Below are 16733 nucleotides of genomic sequence, written 5' to 3'. Positions count from 1 at the left end.
CACAAGCGCGCATGTTAGCATGCTGGCCGCGCAGGCGCTGCCCCAGCCCGCCCTTCTTGGCCGCCAGCGTTGTCTCAGGAGCACTATCATGAATCCGATATTGACCAGTTCGCTGCTGTTGCTGCTCAGCAACGTTTTTATGACCTTTGCCTGGTACGCCCACCTCAAGGAGATGAGCCATAAACCCTGGATTATCGCGGCCTTGCTGTCATGGGGTATCGCGCTGTTTGAATACCTGATTCAGGTTCCGGCCAACCGCATCGGGCACACGACACTGAGTGTCGGCCAATTGAAGATCCTGCAGGAGGTTATCGCCTTGACGGTGTTTGTGCCGTTCTCGGTGTTTTACCTCAAGGAGCAGATCAAGCTCGATTATCTGTGGGCGGGTCTGTGCATTCTGGGTGCGGTTTTTTTCATCTTCCGCGAAAAAATCTTTGCGAGCTGATTCTGATATTTTCACATTCCCCAACCGGCACAGGCTGAAGCCTGCTTATCATGAGCCCCTGCCCATCTTAGCGAGCCACAGCGTTAACCTGTTCTTGACTGCTAGGCTTGAATAAAACAACCAAGGAGCATGCAGCACATGGAACTCGAGCAAATGTTGGAAATCCTGGCTCGTCAGGACGGATCCGACCTGTACCTGGCGACCAATGCCCCCCCTTGTGCCAAATTTCAAGGCGTACTCAAGACACTGACCGATACTCCGCTGCAACCCGGCGATGTCGCGCAGATAGCCCATCGCATCATGGATGAGGAACAGCGGCAGGCCTTTGACAAGGATCTGGAAATGAACCTGGCCTTATCCCTGCCCAAAGTCGGTCGTTTTCGCGTCAATATCTTCAAACAGCGCAATGAAGTCTCGATTGTTGCCCGGAATATCAAGCTGGATATTCCCCGGTTTGAAGACCTGTTCCTGCCGCCAGTCCTGCTGGATGTGATCATGGAAAAACGTGGTCTGGTGCTGTTCGTTGGCGGTACCGGTTCGGGTAAGTCGACATCGCTGGCGGCATTGATCGATCATCGCAATCGTAACACCAGCGGCCATATCATCACGATAGAAGATCCCATCGAATACGTTCATAGCCACAAGAAAAGCATCATCAACCAGCGTGAGGTCGGTGTTGATACCCGCAGCTTCCACGCCGCACTGAAGAACACGCTGCGTCAGGCACCGGACGTCATCCTGATCGGCGAAATTCGCGACCGCGAGACCATGGAGCATGCCCTGGCCTTCTCCGAAACCGGGCACCTGGCGATCTCGACGTTGCACGCCAACAATGCCAACCAGGCACTGGACCGCATCATCAACTTCTTCCCGGAGGAGCGGCGCCCGCAGTTGCTGAATGATTTGGGCAACAACCTTAAAGCTTTTGTCTCGCAGCGCCTAGTCAAGACAGTGGATGGCAAACGCCGCGCCGCAATCGAGGTGCTGCTCGGCACTCACACCATCCGCGATCTGATCAAGCGGGGCGAGTTTGGTTCCATCAAGGAAATCATGGAAAAATCCGCCGCGTTGGGGATGAAGACGTTTGATAATTCGTTGTTTGAACTGGCTACTGAAGGGGTGATCAGCGAGGAAGAGGCGCTGAAAAATGCCGATTCGGCCAACAACCTCAAATTACGCATCAAGTTGTTCAATGAAGGGGGGCAGCTCAAGCAAAGCACCGACTCTGCCGGTTGGAGCCTGGATCCCCTTGGCGATCCGAATGCCGATCCCTTTGCCTGATATCGGTTTAGTGCAAAAACGCCTATACTGCGGGCCCCTACGGGGCCCGATTTTTTGATAAGGCAACCTTATGCATTACGAATGGCTGGCCATGGTGGCCGCCCTGCTGTGGGCGATCGCCGGCCTGCTCTCAGTCCGACCGGCAGAGCATCTCGGCGCCTTTGCCTTCAGCCGTTGGCGAATGGCCTGTGTCACACTGATGCTGGGCTCAGCTGCGCTGTTCAACAACGGCTTTTCATCTCTCAATGGCCATCAGTGGCTGTTGATGGCAGGCTCCGGACTCATCGGCATATTTATCGGCGATACCGCACTTTACGGAGCACTCAATCGTCTCGGTCCCCGTCGTGCCGGGCTGCTATTTGCCAGCCATGCGCTTTTTTCAGCGCTCTTCGGCGCCTGGCTGTTTGCTGAATACCTGACGGGCCAGCGCCTGCTGGGAGCAATACTGGTGATGAGTGGTGTCAGCATCGCCATCGCCTTCTCTCGCCGCGACCGGCAACGCACATTGGAGATAACCAGAGGGCCCTTGTTACCAGCCATCGCGTTGGGACTGCTGGCTGGCCTCTGCCAGTCTATCGGCACCCTGATTGCCAAACCCGTGATGATCACCGCCGTCGATCCTGTCGCCGCCTCTGCCGTCAGGATGGCCGCAGCGCTGGGCGCGCACCTGTTGCTACGGGCCAGTGGCACGGCCATTGCCCGTCCGCGTCAGCCGATTACCTGGCGAATATTGGGTATCGTCGCGACGAACGGCTTTCTGGCCATGGCTCTGGGTATGACGCTGATCATGACCGCATTGCGCTACGGCGATGTCGGTATGGTGGCCATTCTCTCGTCTACCTCACCGGTGATGATGCTACCACTGCTGTGGCTCTACACCAGGCAGCGGCCGGCCAACAGCGCCTGGCTGGCTGCTGCCGCCGTAGTTGGCGGAACCGCACTGATCGCCGTCGCCGGACACTGAGTGAGGCCGCTCGCCGCAAATCAGAACGCGGCGATCTCCTCGCGGGTCAGCAGACGATAATCACCAGGCGCTAACTGCGGGTCGAGGCTGACGGCACCGATCTGTTCTCGATGCAATCTCACCACCTTATTGCCAACTGCGGCGAACATGCGTTTGACTTGGTGGTATTTGCCTTCATGGATCGTCAAGAGTGCTTCCGTGTCACTGACCAACTGTAATTCCGCCGGTCGGGTCAGATTTTTCTCGCCACGCAACTGCACTCCGGCGGCAAACTGCGCCGCAGTGTCCGCTGCGACCGGGTCGGCCAACCAGACGCGATAGGTCTTGGCACACTCGCGGCGCGGCGATGTAATGCGATGCGACCACTGTCCATCATCGGTGAGTAACACCAGCCCGGTGGTATCCAGATCCAGTCGCCCAACACAGTGCAACTTGCCGATGGCCGGCTCGTCGAGCAAGAAGAATACCGTCGGATGATCCGGATCCTCATTCGAGCAAACATAGCCTTCTGGCTTGTGCAACATGAAATAGCGCGGCCCCATGATCTGTAATTGCTGGCCAGCAACCTCGACAGTATCAGCCTCGGTGATATGGTGCGCCGCATTGCGTACCGGCAGTTGATTAACCAATACTTCGGCAGCCCGAATCAACTTGCCGGCCTGGGATCGGCTGATCCCCAGACTCTCGGTTAAAAAACGATCCAGCCTCATATCACTCTCCTGCACTAAAAGTGGCACATTATAGGCAACTGCAGTAAAGAGTGATAGCGATGCTACTTTATGTAGCTGACAAGCCGCGCGGTCTGGGCGAAAATCATCTGAGCCGTAGATAAAGATAAAGTGTCACCATGACCGAAGAAAAAAAGCTCAGCTCCCCGCAACTGGTTGCCGTACAAGATCTGCGAATTGGCATGTATGTGGTCGCCATCGGCCAGCAGCGTCAGCAGAACGAGATCAAACGCTCCGGGCGCATCACCCAGCACCGCCAGCTCGAAGAGTTGATGAACCTCGGTGTGCTCAGCGTCTGGATTGACCCGAGCAAAACGCTGGCCGCCGCCGATAGTCCGAATCACGCCAGCCCGGACACAGCCATCGACACGCCCCAACCTGAACGCGATAACCGTCCTCGCCAGGAGATCCGCATCCGCCGCCTTTACCAGGAGGCGAAGACGATGCAAAACAAGCTGTTCCACAATCTCAAGCGCGGTGAGCCGGTGCAGGTCGATGAGCTCGAAGCCATTGCCGACGAGCTGGTCGACTCTATCTTTGAGAACCGGGACGCGCTGTTTTGCCTGGCCCGTATCCGCGAGAAAGACAGTTACCTGATGGAGCATTCGCTGAATGTTGGCATGCTGCTCGCCAACTTTGGCCGTTTTCTCGAGCTCGAACGACCAGTGCTGCGCGAGCTGACCATCGGCGGGTTACTGCACGATACTGGCAAGATCATGATCCCCGACCATATCCTGCACAAACCCGGACGCCTGACTGAAGATGAATTCATCATCATGAAGAGTCACGTCAATCACAGCATCAGCATCCTCAAAGAGTCCAAAGGCATCACACCGGTAATGATGACGGTCGCCGCTTGCCATCATGAACGCCTCGACGGCAAGGGCTACCCACATGGCCTTGAAGGCGAACGCCTGAACCTGTATGCCCGCATGAGTACCATCGTCGATGTCTATGATGCGTTGACGGCTGATCGCTGCTACAAGGCTGGCATGCCGGCTACGGCAGCGTTTCGTATCCTGTTACAGGGTGCTGGAAGCCAATTTGATGAAGAGCTGGTCCGCAAATTCATCAAATGCATGGGGATCCATCCGGTCGGTACCCTGGTCAAGCTGCAAAGCGGCAAGCTGGCGATTGTCGTCGAGCGCAATGAGCAGGCGCCACTGCAACCCAAGGTCAAGGTCATCTACAGCACCATCGGCCAGCACCACCTTGAGGTCAAACTGCTGGATTTGGCTCGTCCCGGGGTCAACGAGACGATAGAAGGCGTCGTCGATCCCAAGAGTTTCGGCATCGACATGAGCCGCTATCTGGCGTAAGAACAGAGATCCCTGTCAACGATGACAGGGATATTTTCATCCTTGCACGCCTATCCCGCCCAGTATTTCCTGCAGCGAGACCTTTGGGTTAATTTGGGGAAAGAGCGACTTGGCAAGAATATTATATCTGCCGAACAGTGTTTCTCATCCATCTGTTTTATAAAGAAAAAATAATTTACCCCTGCATTGAAACAGGAATATAAAACCGCAATTGGATGATTGATTGCTGCCACGCTGCCGCGGATAAAAATAAACCCCGCCGAAGCGGGGTTTATTTACCGGACAATCCACGCTGGAGAGATTAGCCCTTGTATTTGCTAAATACCAAGGTGGCATTGGTGCCACCAAAACCAAAGCTGTTGGACATCACGTTGTTCAGCTCGGCCTCTTGATACTGCTTGACGATCGGCAAGCCTACAGCCAATTCATCTTCCTGCTCTATGTTGATGCTCGGCGCCATGAAGCCATGCTCCATCATCAGCAGTGAATAGATCGCTTCGTGGACACCCGCTGCACCCAGTGCGTGCCCGGTCATCGCCTTGGTGGCAGAAAGTGCCGGCGCCTTATCACCAAACACCGCACGCAACGCTTCAAGCTCCTTGACATCACCGACCGGAGTTGACGTGCCATGGGTGTTCAAATAGTCAATCGGTCCCTGAACGGTGGCCATCGCCTGACGCATGCATCGGGCGGCGCCTTCACCAGACGGGGCAACCATGTCATAACCATCCGACGTGGCACCATACCCGGTGACTTCGGCATAAATCTTGGCGCCACGGGCCAGGGCATGTTCCAGCTCTTCAACGACGACGATACCGGCACCACCGGAGATGACAAAGCCATCACGCTCCGCATCATAAGTGCGCGAGGCCAGCTCAGGTGTTTCATTGTACTTGCTGGACAGCGCGCCCATACCATCAAACAGACAGGCCATCGTCCAATCCAGCTCTTCGCCACCACCGGCAAACACGATGTCCTGCTTGCCGAGCTGGATCTGCTCGACAGCGTGGCCGATACAGTGAGCCGAGGTGGCACAGGCCGAGCTCAGCGAGTAGTTGATGCCCTTGATCTTGAACGGCGTCGCCAGGCAGGCCGAGGTTGTTGAGGACATGGTGCGGGTAACCATGTACGGCCCCACACGACGCACACCCTTCTCACGCAGCGTATCGCAAGCTTCCAGTTGGTTTTTGGAGGAGGCGCCACCTGAGCCGACAACCAGACCGGTCCGGTCATTGGATACCTGATCCTCGGCCAGACCCGCATCGGCGATCGCCTGCTGCATGGAGAGATAGGCATAAGCCGCGGCTTCGCCCATGAAACGCAGGACCTTACGGTCAATCAGTTCGGACACGTCCATCTTGATGTTGCCCCAAACGCGGGAGCGCAGGCCCATCTGTTCGAACTGTTCGGAATAAGTGATACCGGACTTGCCGGCTTTCAGCGCGGCCAGCACCTCGGCAACATTGTTGCCAATGCTGGAGACAATACCAATACCGGTAATAACTGCTCTTCTCATCGAATGAATTCCAAATAGATACAGAATGTCGCCGCCTAGTGTACTCCGACCAGCCTGCAAAACTGGTCTGCTTTCACGTAAAATAGCGACTGCATCTGTGATTTATGTCGAGGTCTGCGTGTCATCAGCTTCCCCCGTCCCTAACGCCATCGCATCAGCCCAACTGGAGTGGAACGATGTCGGAACTCCGGTCTCCAGTGCTTTTGGTGACGTCTATTTCTCCAATGACAATGGTCTAGCAGAAACCCGTTACGTCTTTCTGACACAAAATGGCCTGCCGGAACGACTCGGCCAGCACGATAGCGACCTGTTTGTCATCGGCGAAACAGGCTTCGGCACGGGATTAAACTTCCTGGCTATCTGGCATGCATTTCGCGAACACCTGCATAGCGCGTCGAGCGGAGCCAGACGACTTCATTTTATCAGCTTCGAGAAATATCCGCTCACGCGGGCCGATCTACAACAGGCACTGACACATTGGCCTGAACTGGCCGATGTGAGCAGCGAACTGCTGCGCCACTACCCCCATTTGCTTGCCGGTTGTCACCGTCTCCTGCTTGACGAGGGGCGCGTGACACTCGATCTCTGGCTCGGCGACATCAAGGATACGCTGCCTCAAGTCAGCGGTAATGCGCAACAGGGCGTCATCGATGCCTGGTTTCTCGATGGGTTTGCCCCCAGCAAAAATCCCGAAATGTGGACCGAGCAGCTGTTTGCCGGACTGGCCCGTCTGGCCCGCAATAACGCCACAATTGCAACCTTCACCTGTGCCGGCTTCGTGCGCCGCGGCTTGCAGGCGGCCGGATTTGCCATGCAAAAAGTCAAGGGACATGGCAACAAACGGGAAATGTTACGTGGTATCCGTCAGCCCCGGCCCATGGAAGCTGGTGACGACATGCCGCCTGCCAGCGTGACTAAGCCTGACCGCATCACGCTGATTGGCGGCGGCATGGCCAGCCTGGCACTGGCATGGTGTTTGACACGCCGCGGCGTACATGTCGAACTGTTGTGTGCCGACGCCAGCCTGGCACAGGGCGCTTCCGGCAACCGTCAAGGCGCGCTGTATCCCCTGCTCAACGCGGATCACGACCGCTTATCCCGTTTCTATGCGCCCGCCTTCGGCTTTGCCCGCCGTTTTTATCAACAGCTGTTTACTCGACACCCCGTAGCCCATGACTGGTGTGGTGTTATCCAGTTTGCCAGCGATGCTCGCAGCCAGAAAAAGCTGCAACGGCTGTCGGCGGCAGATTTTCCGACCGACCTGGTTCAGGCGGTGAGCAGCGATGAACGCGATCGGTTGGCCGGGCTACCGCTTGGCAATGACTGGAACGCCACCGCCAGCCTGTTCTACCCCGATGGTGGCTGGTTGGCACCGGCCGGTCTGGCACAGGCAATGTGGCGCCAGATCGACCAGACAGGCCTGGCGACATTGCGCACCGAGTGCCGTGTGGACAGGATGATGCCAACGGAGGCGGGATGGCAGCTGCACCTCGCCTCTGGCGAGACGATTACGACGCTGGCGCTGGTCCTCGCCAGCGGCCACACCTTGCCGGATCTGTTGCCTGAGCGTCGGCTTCCCATCTACCCGGTACGCGGACAAGTCAGCCACCTGGAAACCACGACCGAATTATTGCAACTAAGGCGCGTATTATGTGCCGATGGTTATCTGACACCCGCGGATAACGCAGGTCAGCATTGTCTGGGGGCCAGCTATGGCCGCAATGACACCGATCTGGCCGAGCGTGCAGAAGAACACAGCAGCAACCTGCAACGATTACAGCAGAGCCTGCCGACTCAGCCCTGGACAATGACGCTGCAGCCAGCGGCTCAAGGACGTGTCGGTCTGCGCGCCGCAACCCGTGATCACCTGCCTGTCGCAGGTGCACTGTCCATTCCCGATAAGGAGGGGAAGCCGCTGAATTTGTGGCTTTTCGGTGCGCTCGGCTCACGAGGACTCTGCTCCGCGCCACTGTTGGCCGAATACCTTGCCAGTGCAATCTGCCGTGAGCCCTTGCCCCTCGCACCCGAGTTGCAACACGCTCTGGCGCCGACACGGTTTGACACAGACAAGGCAAAAACGGGCATTGCCTCGCGCTAAGCGCCAACGATAAAGGAACAACAGGCGTCCCTTTAACTTTGTGCGCTTCCATCACAGGTTCGGGTAGGCAACCCCCATGTAGCGCCCATTGCCGGTTTCACTCTGATATCGACGAGCCTGCTCCTGCGCCTCGCGGATCTTCATCTCCCCTAGCCTGTCCGCTTCGACACGCAGTGCCTGACAGGAAGTATTGACTGGCAGGGTAGCCAAGCCATCTCCGATGGCCAGCGCCGCTTGCTTTATGATGGCCTTGTGTTTGCCTTCATATTCCTGCATGGCGCCCAAAAACGTGTTCCAACTGGCTTGGGCATCCGCAGGCATCGTCGCCAACTGCAGCCAGTTCGGCAGTATCAGCTCCACTTTTGTCGTCACCTGGACGCCATAAAGCTGGCACCCTTGCGGTTGTTGACTGGCATCCAGTTGCCAGCTCAATTGATATACCGCCTTGCCGATAGCCCGCTTACCTGGCGCCACTTGCGGGGCACTGGCCATTAGTTGTTGTTTGAGTCCGGGAGCGGTATCGGCCTGAATATCATAAAAATGCATGCTGATCTGGCTTTGCGGGGTGATTTTGACATTTGAATAGGTGTCCGCGGCCCATGCCATATCGCCATGAGCCAGCCCCAATACCAGCAGTAGCCGCCATCCCTTTTTCATAAACTGAGATAAAAAGATCATTATCATGCCCAAGAGGTTACCCATGGCTGCGGCAAGAATACATCAGCCGTTCACAATTGAGTTCGAATCTGTGATCTACAATCGGTGAGTCCAGAATCAAACATCGGCATCCGAATGATTTTTTTCAGGTTGTCGCCGGCTCGCACCTGACAATGCCCACGAGGGCGCGTATAGTGCGACTGGCAAAAACCACCCCGCCTTCGGAAGCAACAAGGGGACTCAATGATCACCGCTTACATGCTGAATAACAAGATCCTGGAGGTGATTCCACTCACCACCAGTGATGTATTGCCGCCCAATACCATCTGGCTGGATGCCTATAAACCGGATGACGACGAGCGTGACTGGCTAAGTGGTCTCTTTCTGGAAGATGTACCAGAGGAAGAAGAGCTCGACGAGATCGAGGCTTCCGCCCGGTTTTATTGGGACTCTGATGGGCTACATATTTTGTCACTGTTCCCGCAACGGATCGGTGGCGAGACCCGTGGTGTGAATATGTCATTTACGCTGCGCAACAACCTGCTGATCAGCTTCCGCGAAGAAGACATCGGCGTGGTACGTCTATTGCGTCATTACATGCGCCACGACCGGGTCGAAATTGAAAATGCCATGGACATTCTGCTCGAGTTGCAGGATTTGAAGGTCGAATACTTGTCCGATCTGATCGAGGATGGTTACACCACCCTTGAAGAGACGTCGGAACAGGTTCTCAATGACGATGAAATCCATGCGATGTTGCAGGAGTTGATGTCGCAAGAGGAAACCAACAGTCAAATCCGCCTGGCGCTGCACGATACCCGGCGCGCCTTGCGTTTCTTGCGGCGAACGGTCCGCCAGCAGTTGACGACTGAACAGAAGAAGACGATTGATGAGGTCCTGCACGATATCGAATCGCTGTTACCCCACACTCAGTTCTTGTTCGACAAGATCAACTTCCAACTCGAAGCGGCGATGGGCTTCACCAACCTGCAGCAAAACAAGGTCATCAAGATCTTCTCGGTTGCCGCCGTGGTGTTCCTGCCTCCGACCTGGATTGCCAGTATCTATGGTATGAATTTTGACGAAATGCCTGAGCTGCACTGGTGGTTTGGGTATCCATTCTCCATCGGCTTGATGCTGTTCTCGGCGTTCTGTACTTACTACTTCTTCAAACGCAAAGGCTGGTTGTAAACCACGCACCTGGGGCCAGCACTGCTGGCCCTTTTGTCTCATAGCTTGCTGCGCCGCTGCTGCCAGACTCGTAATGCTGCGATCGAATCTGGTGTGAATTCAGCGGAACGTGACATGATCTCCGCCTCGCTCATCATCACCACATACTCGACTTCACTCTGCTGCAGTACCAGCTGACCTTCATACTGGCAGCTGAACAGACTCCCCCACACCTGATTATCCGTATCCGCCAACCAGGCATCGCCCCACGACGTCAGTGGGATATTGCGAATGCCCATCTCCTCCTCCAGCTCGCGTAATGCACTGGCCAAGATCGGCTCTGTCGCCTGAACGACTCCACCACAGCACGCATCCAGCATGCCCGGGCAATAGTCCTTGCTCTGGGTTCGCCGTTGCACATACAGCAAACCGCCCGCATCGCTGATGAAGATATAACTCGCCCTGTGGGGGAGTCGCTCACGACGCATACGACTGCGGGGTACCGCCATGATGACCCTGTTGTCGCCATCCACCCAGTCGACCCACTCTTCATCACTCATACCAAATTCCTCATATTTGGCGCTCGCATGCGCATTTTGTTACCCTGTCCGTCCGTTATTCATCGCGCAAGCCCCTTGTTCTCATGTTGATCCGCGCTATTCGAACGGCCGACTGGCCTGTCATACTGCAACTGCAGCAAGAAGCCTATCACGCACTCGCCCCCGAGAGTGAAGCGGTACTGCAATCCAAAACAAAACTCGGCCCTGACACCTGTCTTGTCGCCTGTCTGGACGATGAAGTTGTCGGCTACTGCCTCGCCCATCCATGGCTAGCAGATGAGCCGGCCAGTCTTTACCGCATTTATCCGCAGCCAGCCGGCCACCAGGGACTCTATCTACACGACATGGTGGTCTCGCCACGCGCGCAGGGACGGGGGATCGCCAGACGCTTTATGGCCCATCTACAACACAAGGCACACCAGGCCGGCATGTCTACCGTGGCACTGGTGGCCGTCCAGGGCGCAGACAGATACTGGAGACGCTACCAGTTTGTACCCCGTGCATGCGACAAGGACCTCTCCGCGTACGGTCCAAACGCCGTCTACATGCAACATCGAACCGCCTGACCGGCGGCGACGAGAGATAAAAAAACCGGGCATTCGCCCGGTTCTTGTATTTAGCTGAACAACTTAATCAGCCCGTAGAACATGCCACCTGCCAGCAGTATGGTCGCCGGCAATGTCAGCACCCAGGCCAGCAGTATGTTCTTGACGGTACCAGACTGCAGTCCGGAGCGGTTAGCCACCATGGTGCCGGCTACGGCCGATGACAAAACGTGCGTGGTCGAGACCGGCATGCCGGTGACGCTGGCGATACCGATAGCGGCAGCAGCCGTGATTTGCGCGGCCATCCCTTGCGAGTAGGTCATGCCCTTTTGGCCGATTTTCTCACCGACCGTCAGCACAATACGTTTCCAACCGATCATGGTCCCGACGCCAAGCGCCAGGGCGACCGCCACAATCACCCAGGTCGGGGCGTATTCAGTCGTCAGAGTCAGATCCTTGCGCAAACGAGACAGATCGTCTTTCTCTTTCGCGGAGATAAACGGCATCTTGCTGACTTTCTTGGCGGTGTCGTCAATACACAGCAGCAGGCGGCGCACCTGACGGCGACCGTCTACATCCAGCTGATTGTAATGGGTGATGTTCTCGAGCCGCGAGGCCAGAGTCTGGATCTCAGCCACCGTCTGCTTGGTGTCGCATTTGAAAATAGGCGGCAGTGTATGGTTGGCATCCTTACCCAGCACCATCAACTCGGAGAGCTTGTCTTGGCTCTGCTCGTAGAAGGTCTGCATATGCAGGGCAGCATCTCGAGTGCGGGCAATTTGGTATGCCGTGCTTTCCAGATTGACGACAAAGGCGCCAGGCACAACGCCGATCAGAACCAGCATGATCATGCCGATGCCCTTTTGGCCATCGTTAGAACCATGAACAAAACTGACCCCCATTGCTGAGGCAATCAGTGTAAACCGCGTCCAGAACGGCGGGTGTTTTTTGCCATCAACCAGTTGACGCTCTTCAGGCGTCTTGTGAATTTTACTGCCTACCCAGATGCGCTTGGCCAACATCAACAACAAGCCCGCCACAATCAGACCGACAGTTGGAGAGATGATCAGTGACAACATAATATCGATGGCTTTTTGAATATTGATACCACTGCTCAGCGGCATGCCGGTTATGAATGCATTGGCGGCACCCACGCCCAGTATCGCACCGATCAGGGTATGAGAACTGGATGCCGGCAATCCCAAGTACCAGGTACCGAGATTCCATAAAATGGCCGAGGCCAGCAGTGAGAACACCATGACCAGCCCATGCGTCGATGCGACGTTTAACAACAGGTCGACCGGGAGCAAGTGAACGATGGCGTACGCAACCCCCAGTCCACCCAGCATGACGCCGGCAAAATTGAAAATGCCGGACGCCACCACCGCCATATGGGGCGGCATGGCTTTGGTGTAGATAACAGTGGCTACAGCGTTAGCGGTGTCATGGAAGCCGTTAATGAATTCGTAAGCAAGTACGAACAATAACGCCAAAAATAAACTGATGCCGAGTACAGGACTCAGGCCAGTGAACATTTCTAACATATGTATTGGACAGGTTAGAGTCGGAAATTGACCGCGGCGAATTATGACAGAAAGTTCTGTTAACGAAAGATGACGAGGGATAAATAACCCCTAAAAAAAGCGACATTTATTGACTGTTTTTCTATCAAAATGCTTGCAATTTCCTCATGCCACCAATTTGAGCCCCAATTGCTCCTCTGCATTCAACCACTCTACCAGTTGTGATGAATTACCATTTTGTTGCTGAAAAATGGTCGTTAGCAGGCAACGGGTTGCCTTGATCTGCTGCCGTTGCAGACGACGTAACGTCAACACATCATGCATCAAGGTTGCCGCCGCTATCGCGTCCAGCTTATCGCTGCGGATCAACCATTCGATGTCTTCACGGTCACGTTTGCTCTCGACATCGATGCGAGCAGCCATACTCTCCAGACGCGAGAGATAGTGCGGCTGCAACTCCTGTGAGGTCATCAATGCATGGATGGCCTGTTGCAGCCACAGCAGACGGTGTTGCAATCCTCGATAGCGTTGGACCAATAGGGGATCCTCGGCAGCGAACACCTCTAGCAGGTTGGCCTGAAGTTGTCTTTCCAGCCGAACCGCCTCAGTCATGCTGCGCGCAATGGCGACTAAGGAATCGATACGTTCGCCCTGCTCCTGGGTCATCGTTGATTTGCACAAGGCAGCAAAGCGAATGATTTCGCCAAATAGCGGTTTGATCGTTTGCTGATAGAGGTGACTGACGGATGGTAAATCCTCACCCAGACGTACCGTCTGAACGGCCGCATGCGCCAACATGGTTTGCCGCGACAGCCCCAGCATGGCGCGCGCCGTCGTATCCTGACAGTGCATTAAAAGATGGAGTAACTCGCGCAGCAATGCCTGCTCTGCCGTGGCCGGATGTGCTGCCACGACCCGATCCAGATAACGGGCCTGTACAGCGACGCGTGACCTGTGTTCCGGCCACCAGCGCTGCAAATACATGGTCAACCTGTGCCGCAAGGGCAACATCCAGCTAACTGCGAGCAAATTGAACAAGCTATGGTACAACGCCAGGCGCAAGGCGAGCTCCGACTCGGCGAGACCGCAGAGATCGCCCAGACGATCAGTGAACCAGCGGAATGGGTAGAAAAGGACCAAACACAACAGCATGGTGACCATCTTGAAGCCAAGATCGAGCCATGCCAGTCGCTTGCCTTCTATCGATGAGTTCATTGCCCCCAGTAGAACAGGAGATGTGGCGCCAACATTGATGCCAAGGGTTAACGCCAGGGCCACGTCATAATCGAGTTGGCCGGTATTGAGGGCGACCATCACCAGCAACAGGCTGGCATGACTCGATTGGAGTACCAGCGTAACCAGCATCCCCGCCAGCGCGCACAGGATCAATCCGTTCCAGCCGGGTAGCGCCAACTGCTGCAATACCAGCACGCTGGAGATGGCAGTAAAGCCGCCGCGGATATAGTCGATCCCCAGAAACAGGAATCCGCCACCAGAGATAACCATGCCGATGCCGCGCGTGCCCCAGCGCGGCATCGAAATGAGCAACATGCCCAAGACCAGCAGAGGCAGCGCATACTGTCCAATGCTGACTTTCAATCCCCACGCCGCCAACAACCAGCCACCAGAGGTGGTACCGATAGTGGCTCCCGCCAAAATACCAATTCCTGCGACAAATTCGATCATTCGGGCTGACAAAAAGGAGAGTGTCAGCAGTCCCACCAGCGCACTGGACTGCGTCATCACAGCAGCCACGGCACCGAAGCCAACGGCATGGGGCAAGGATGAAGTCCAGCGACGTATTCCTTTGCGCCAGCGTACGGAGGCCAGCTGAGAGAAACCTTGCTCCAGAAAAAAGAGACCAAACAGAAAAATGGCAATGCCGGCTGCGATCGCACTGAGGTTGGCCGCTCGCTGTAACCACCACAGCAGTACCAGGGATCCGACCAAGATTAGCCAGCGACTTCGCTGCCCCATCCATCTGTTCAGGGCGCCAAGAGGACTCATCAGCCAGACACGACCGCGATGCGACAACAGGGGTTTAGACTCCATAGGCAACTCCCATAGACCCGCTGTCTTAACCTTAGTCTGATCCGGGTGAACGGAATGATGCGTCACGCACAGCGCGTGAATGTCATCTGCGCGTCAGCAGAGATCCACATTTTTGCCATAAATGCCTATTAGCATGCCTTCGCCAGTCGGCAATCACGCTCGAGGGAGGAAAGCATGGTCAAGGTATTCAGGTGGTTTCATCCACTACAGATTGCTCGTTACGTCAAAACCTTTCACCAAGGGATGTTCTTCATTGAAGAGCGCGGGCCTTTCCGCTTTGAGAACGGCCATGTCTGCTACGATAGTCACCTCGGCACGACCGGCCTGAGATCAATTGCCGAAATAAACCGGCAAGTCCGTGACCTCCGGCAGTTTCGTCCATGAGACTGCACCTGCCCTGCGCGTATGTGCAACGGGTCCCATCACTTGCGGGGGCCATCCTCTATGGCGCGGATGATGCCGTTTTCTACCATCACGAATAGGTAGAAACTGCCGCGCCCCCGATCGTACGTCCACCTTTCCCCTGCCGATACCTGGGTTAGCTCCCCATCACGGCTATACGCCGTGCGGGTCAACGGCTCCACGAGCATCGGCTTGCCACACTTGGTCAATAATTTCGCGGTGCTATCTCCTTCTGTCAGCAATGAGTTACCGCAGCGCAGTGTCCCTGCTTCAGCCAGATTCACCTGCGCGGCTGCCAGTAACACGCCAGCCCACAGAGGAAGAACTCGTTGGTAATGTTGGCGGCTCATCTGATCTTGCTCCCAATCTGCTTGTTGTTTTGAGCATATCCGATCCAGCCAGGCACGCAGCAGTCGGCTGTCGGAAATCACTAAACAATCCGTCAACGACGCCGATAAAAGATCAAACCAGCCGCCAGTGGAGGCATTATGAATGTCGAGCTGCTCCGCCAGAACCTGTATCAGGTCTGTCAGCAAATCGGTGCCAGTTTTACACTGGAAGAGGCGGAAGGAGAGATCCGAGCCTGTATCGTACTTGGCAACAGGTGGCTGAATCTGGTGGAATCCCCTCACGCTGAGCCTGTTTTGTGGGAACGCCAGCTCAACGAGTGGCGCTGCCATCTGGTAAGCTAGTCTAAAACCTTGATCTAATTTGCATTCTCTTGTCTGTGGAGACTTTAGTGCCGATGAAAATGCCTTACGACAAACCAGGCCAGCCACATGAGCCCCATCCTTCTCGCCAGCTACACGCTCAAACTTCCCCTGCCTGGCGCAACTGCGGCCTACTGGTCGCATTGGCCCTGATCGTCATCACTGTGCTCTGCCAATTCCCGGATTGGAGCCGATGGATTCAACAACAGAATGTGGCATCGACTCCGGACGGAGCCGCTCGTCTAGGTTTGGTGTATCAGGAAAAGCTGTTATCTCATCTACTGATCACCCGCGTAGTAGATAACAGCGAATTGTTGAGAATCGATGCGCAACCTGATGCCCTCTATCCGATGGCTGTCGAAAAAGTGCTGCAGGATATTCGCAAGATCAACGATCAGGCTCAGGCGCAACAGGGCGATAACTTCAAGGCCGTACAATACGAAACCGCCATGTGGAATGACGACATCCGCATCCAGTTACAGACCGAGGTAATTTATCGCTCTGAATACCATGACCAACTCATCATTCCGATTCAGCACAGCGACAAAATTGTAAAGAAAGAGGAGGCTGTGATCAGCAAACTGCTGGACAGTCTCAAAGGATATGGACCGCAACAGCTGGCTCTCTACCGCAGAGAGCATAGTTTTTTACAACCCTGATGGCCGCGAGCCACGCATTTGCTGTGGCTGATGAGTTAAGGCGCCAATGGCGCCTTAACTCTGTCACATCACCAAGATAACAGGCCATGACGCTAGCGGTTGAA

At 55.6% G+C, this 16733-nt stretch carries 16 protein-coding genes; 9 read left to right on the top strand and 7 right to left on the bottom strand.

Annotated elements, in window-relative coordinates:
- Positions 1–88 precede the first annotated feature (88 nt).
- The 3 genes from ACFOSS_RS03120 (at position 89) to ACFOSS_RS03110 (ending at position 2690) form a co-directional block, all read left to right on the top strand.
- The gene (locus tag ACFOSS_RS03120) at positions 89–445 is read left to right on the top strand and encodes a DMT family protein (protein WP_377150563.1); all 357 of its coding nucleotides are present in this window, start codon (positions 89–91) and stop codon (positions 443–445) included.
- Between the two features lie 138 nt (positions 446–583).
- A complete protein-coding gene (locus ACFOSS_RS03115; RefSeq protein WP_377150562.1) occupies positions 584–1726 on the top strand; it encodes a PilT/PilU family type 4a pilus ATPase in 1143 nt (380 codons plus the stop codon).
- A 70-nt stretch (positions 1727–1796) separates the two neighbouring features.
- Complete coding sequence (locus tag ACFOSS_RS03110; RefSeq protein WP_377150561.1) at positions 1797–2690, top strand: DMT family transporter; 894 nt, start codon at positions 1797–1799, stop codon at positions 2688–2690.
- A gap of 20 nt (positions 2691–2710) precedes the next feature.
- On the opposite strand, the gene rsuA is transcribed toward ACFOSS_RS03110, so the two are convergent.
- Positions 2711–3400 carry a 16S rRNA pseudouridine(516) synthase RsuA gene (gene rsuA / locus ACFOSS_RS03105; protein WP_377150560.1) on the bottom strand — a complete coding sequence of 230 codons (690 nt, stop codon included), beginning with the start codon at positions 3398–3400 and terminating at the stop codon, positions 2711–2713.
- A 137-nt stretch (positions 3401–3537) separates the two neighbouring features.
- Here rsuA and ACFOSS_RS03100 point away from each other — a divergent pair, with 137 nt between their 5' ends.
- Positions 3538–4737, top strand: a complete 1200-nt coding sequence (locus tag ACFOSS_RS03100; protein WP_377150559.1) for an HD-GYP domain-containing protein — start codon at positions 3538–3540, stop codon at positions 4735–4737.
- A 301-nt stretch (positions 4738–5038) separates the two neighbouring features.
- Here the strand turns inward: ACFOSS_RS03100 and fabB are convergent, their stop codons facing one another.
- Complete coding sequence (gene fabB / locus ACFOSS_RS03095; protein ID WP_377150558.1) at positions 5039–6253, bottom strand: beta-ketoacyl-ACP synthase I; 1215 nt, start codon at positions 6251–6253, stop codon at positions 5039–5041.
- A 118-nt stretch (positions 6254–6371) separates the two neighbouring features.
- Between fabB and mnmC the strand changes: the two genes are divergently transcribed.
- Positions 6372–8351 carry a bifunctional tRNA (5-methylaminomethyl-2-thiouridine)(34)-methyltransferase MnmD/FAD-dependent 5-carboxymethylaminomethyl-2-thiouridine(34) oxidoreductase MnmC gene (gene mnmC / locus ACFOSS_RS03090; RefSeq protein ID WP_377150557.1) on the top strand — a complete coding sequence of 660 codons (1980 nt, stop codon included), beginning with the start codon at positions 6372–6374 and terminating at the stop codon, positions 8349–8351.
- 51 nt (positions 8352–8402) lie between these two features.
- On the opposite strand, the gene ACFOSS_RS03085 is transcribed toward mnmC, so the two are convergent.
- Entirely contained in the window at positions 8403–9029 is a 627-nt protein-coding gene (locus tag ACFOSS_RS03085) for a DUF922 domain-containing protein (protein WP_377150556.1), read from the bottom strand.
- 222 nt (positions 9030–9251) lie between these two features.
- On the opposite strand from ACFOSS_RS03085, the gene corA reads away from it, so the two are divergent.
- Positions 9252–10199 carry a magnesium/cobalt transporter CorA gene (gene corA / locus ACFOSS_RS03080; protein ID WP_377150555.1) on the top strand — a complete coding sequence of 316 codons (948 nt, stop codon included), beginning with the start codon at positions 9252–9254 and terminating at the stop codon, positions 10197–10199.
- Between the two features lie 38 nt (positions 10200–10237).
- Here corA and yfcD read toward each other — a convergent pair whose 3' ends face one another.
- The gene (gene yfcD / locus ACFOSS_RS03075) at positions 10238–10738 is read right to left on the bottom strand and encodes an NUDIX hydrolase YfcD (RefSeq protein ID WP_377150554.1); all 501 of its coding nucleotides are present in this window, start codon (positions 10736–10738) and stop codon (positions 10238–10240) included.
- 83 nt (positions 10739–10821) lie between these two features.
- On the opposite strand from yfcD, the gene ACFOSS_RS03070 reads away from it, so the two are divergent.
- Complete coding sequence (locus ACFOSS_RS03070) at positions 10822–11304, top strand: GNAT family N-acetyltransferase (RefSeq protein ID WP_377150553.1); 483 nt, start codon at positions 10822–10824, stop codon at positions 11302–11304.
- 50 nt (positions 11305–11354) lie between these two features.
- On the opposite strand, the gene ACFOSS_RS03065 is transcribed toward ACFOSS_RS03070, so the two are convergent.
- Together ACFOSS_RS03065 and ACFOSS_RS03060 are read right to left on the bottom strand one after the other, a co-directional pair.
- On the bottom strand, positions 11355–12827 hold the full coding sequence (locus ACFOSS_RS03065) for an inorganic phosphate transporter (RefSeq protein WP_377150552.1): 1473 nt from the start codon (positions 12825–12827) through the stop codon (positions 11355–11357).
- A 144-nt stretch (positions 12828–12971) separates the two neighbouring features.
- Positions 12972–14858 carry a Na/Pi cotransporter family protein gene (locus ACFOSS_RS03060; protein WP_377150551.1) on the bottom strand — a complete coding sequence of 629 codons (1887 nt, stop codon included), beginning with the start codon at positions 14856–14858 and terminating at the stop codon, positions 12972–12974.
- Positions 14859–15032: 174 nt separating this feature from the next.
- On the opposite strand from ACFOSS_RS03060, the gene ACFOSS_RS03055 reads away from it, so the two are divergent.
- Complete coding sequence (locus ACFOSS_RS03055; RefSeq protein WP_377150550.1) at positions 15033–15242, top strand: DUF1107 family protein; 210 nt, start codon at positions 15033–15035, stop codon at positions 15240–15242.
- Positions 15243–15280: 38 nt separating this feature from the next.
- Here the strand turns inward: ACFOSS_RS03055 and ACFOSS_RS03050 are convergent, their stop codons facing one another.
- Positions 15281–15940, bottom strand: coding sequence for a DUF2845 domain-containing protein (locus ACFOSS_RS03050; RefSeq protein WP_377150549.1), 660 nt, complete (start codon positions 15938–15940; stop codon positions 15281–15283).
- 65 nt (positions 15941–16005) lie between these two features.
- On the opposite strand from ACFOSS_RS03050, the gene ACFOSS_RS03045 reads away from it, so the two are divergent.
- On the top strand, positions 16006–16629 hold the full coding sequence (locus ACFOSS_RS03045; RefSeq protein WP_377150548.1) for a hypothetical protein: 624 nt from the start codon (positions 16006–16008) through the stop codon (positions 16627–16629).
- Positions 16630–16733: the final 104 nt, after the last annotated feature.

This window comes from Pseudaeromonas sharmana (assembly GCF_042649925.1).
Lineage (GTDB): Bacteria > Pseudomonadota > Gammaproteobacteria > Enterobacterales > Aeromonadaceae > Pseudaeromonas > Pseudaeromonas sharmana.
The sequence above is the reverse complement of the archived record's forward strand: the minus strand, read 5'-3'. Positions and strand labels throughout refer to the sequence as shown.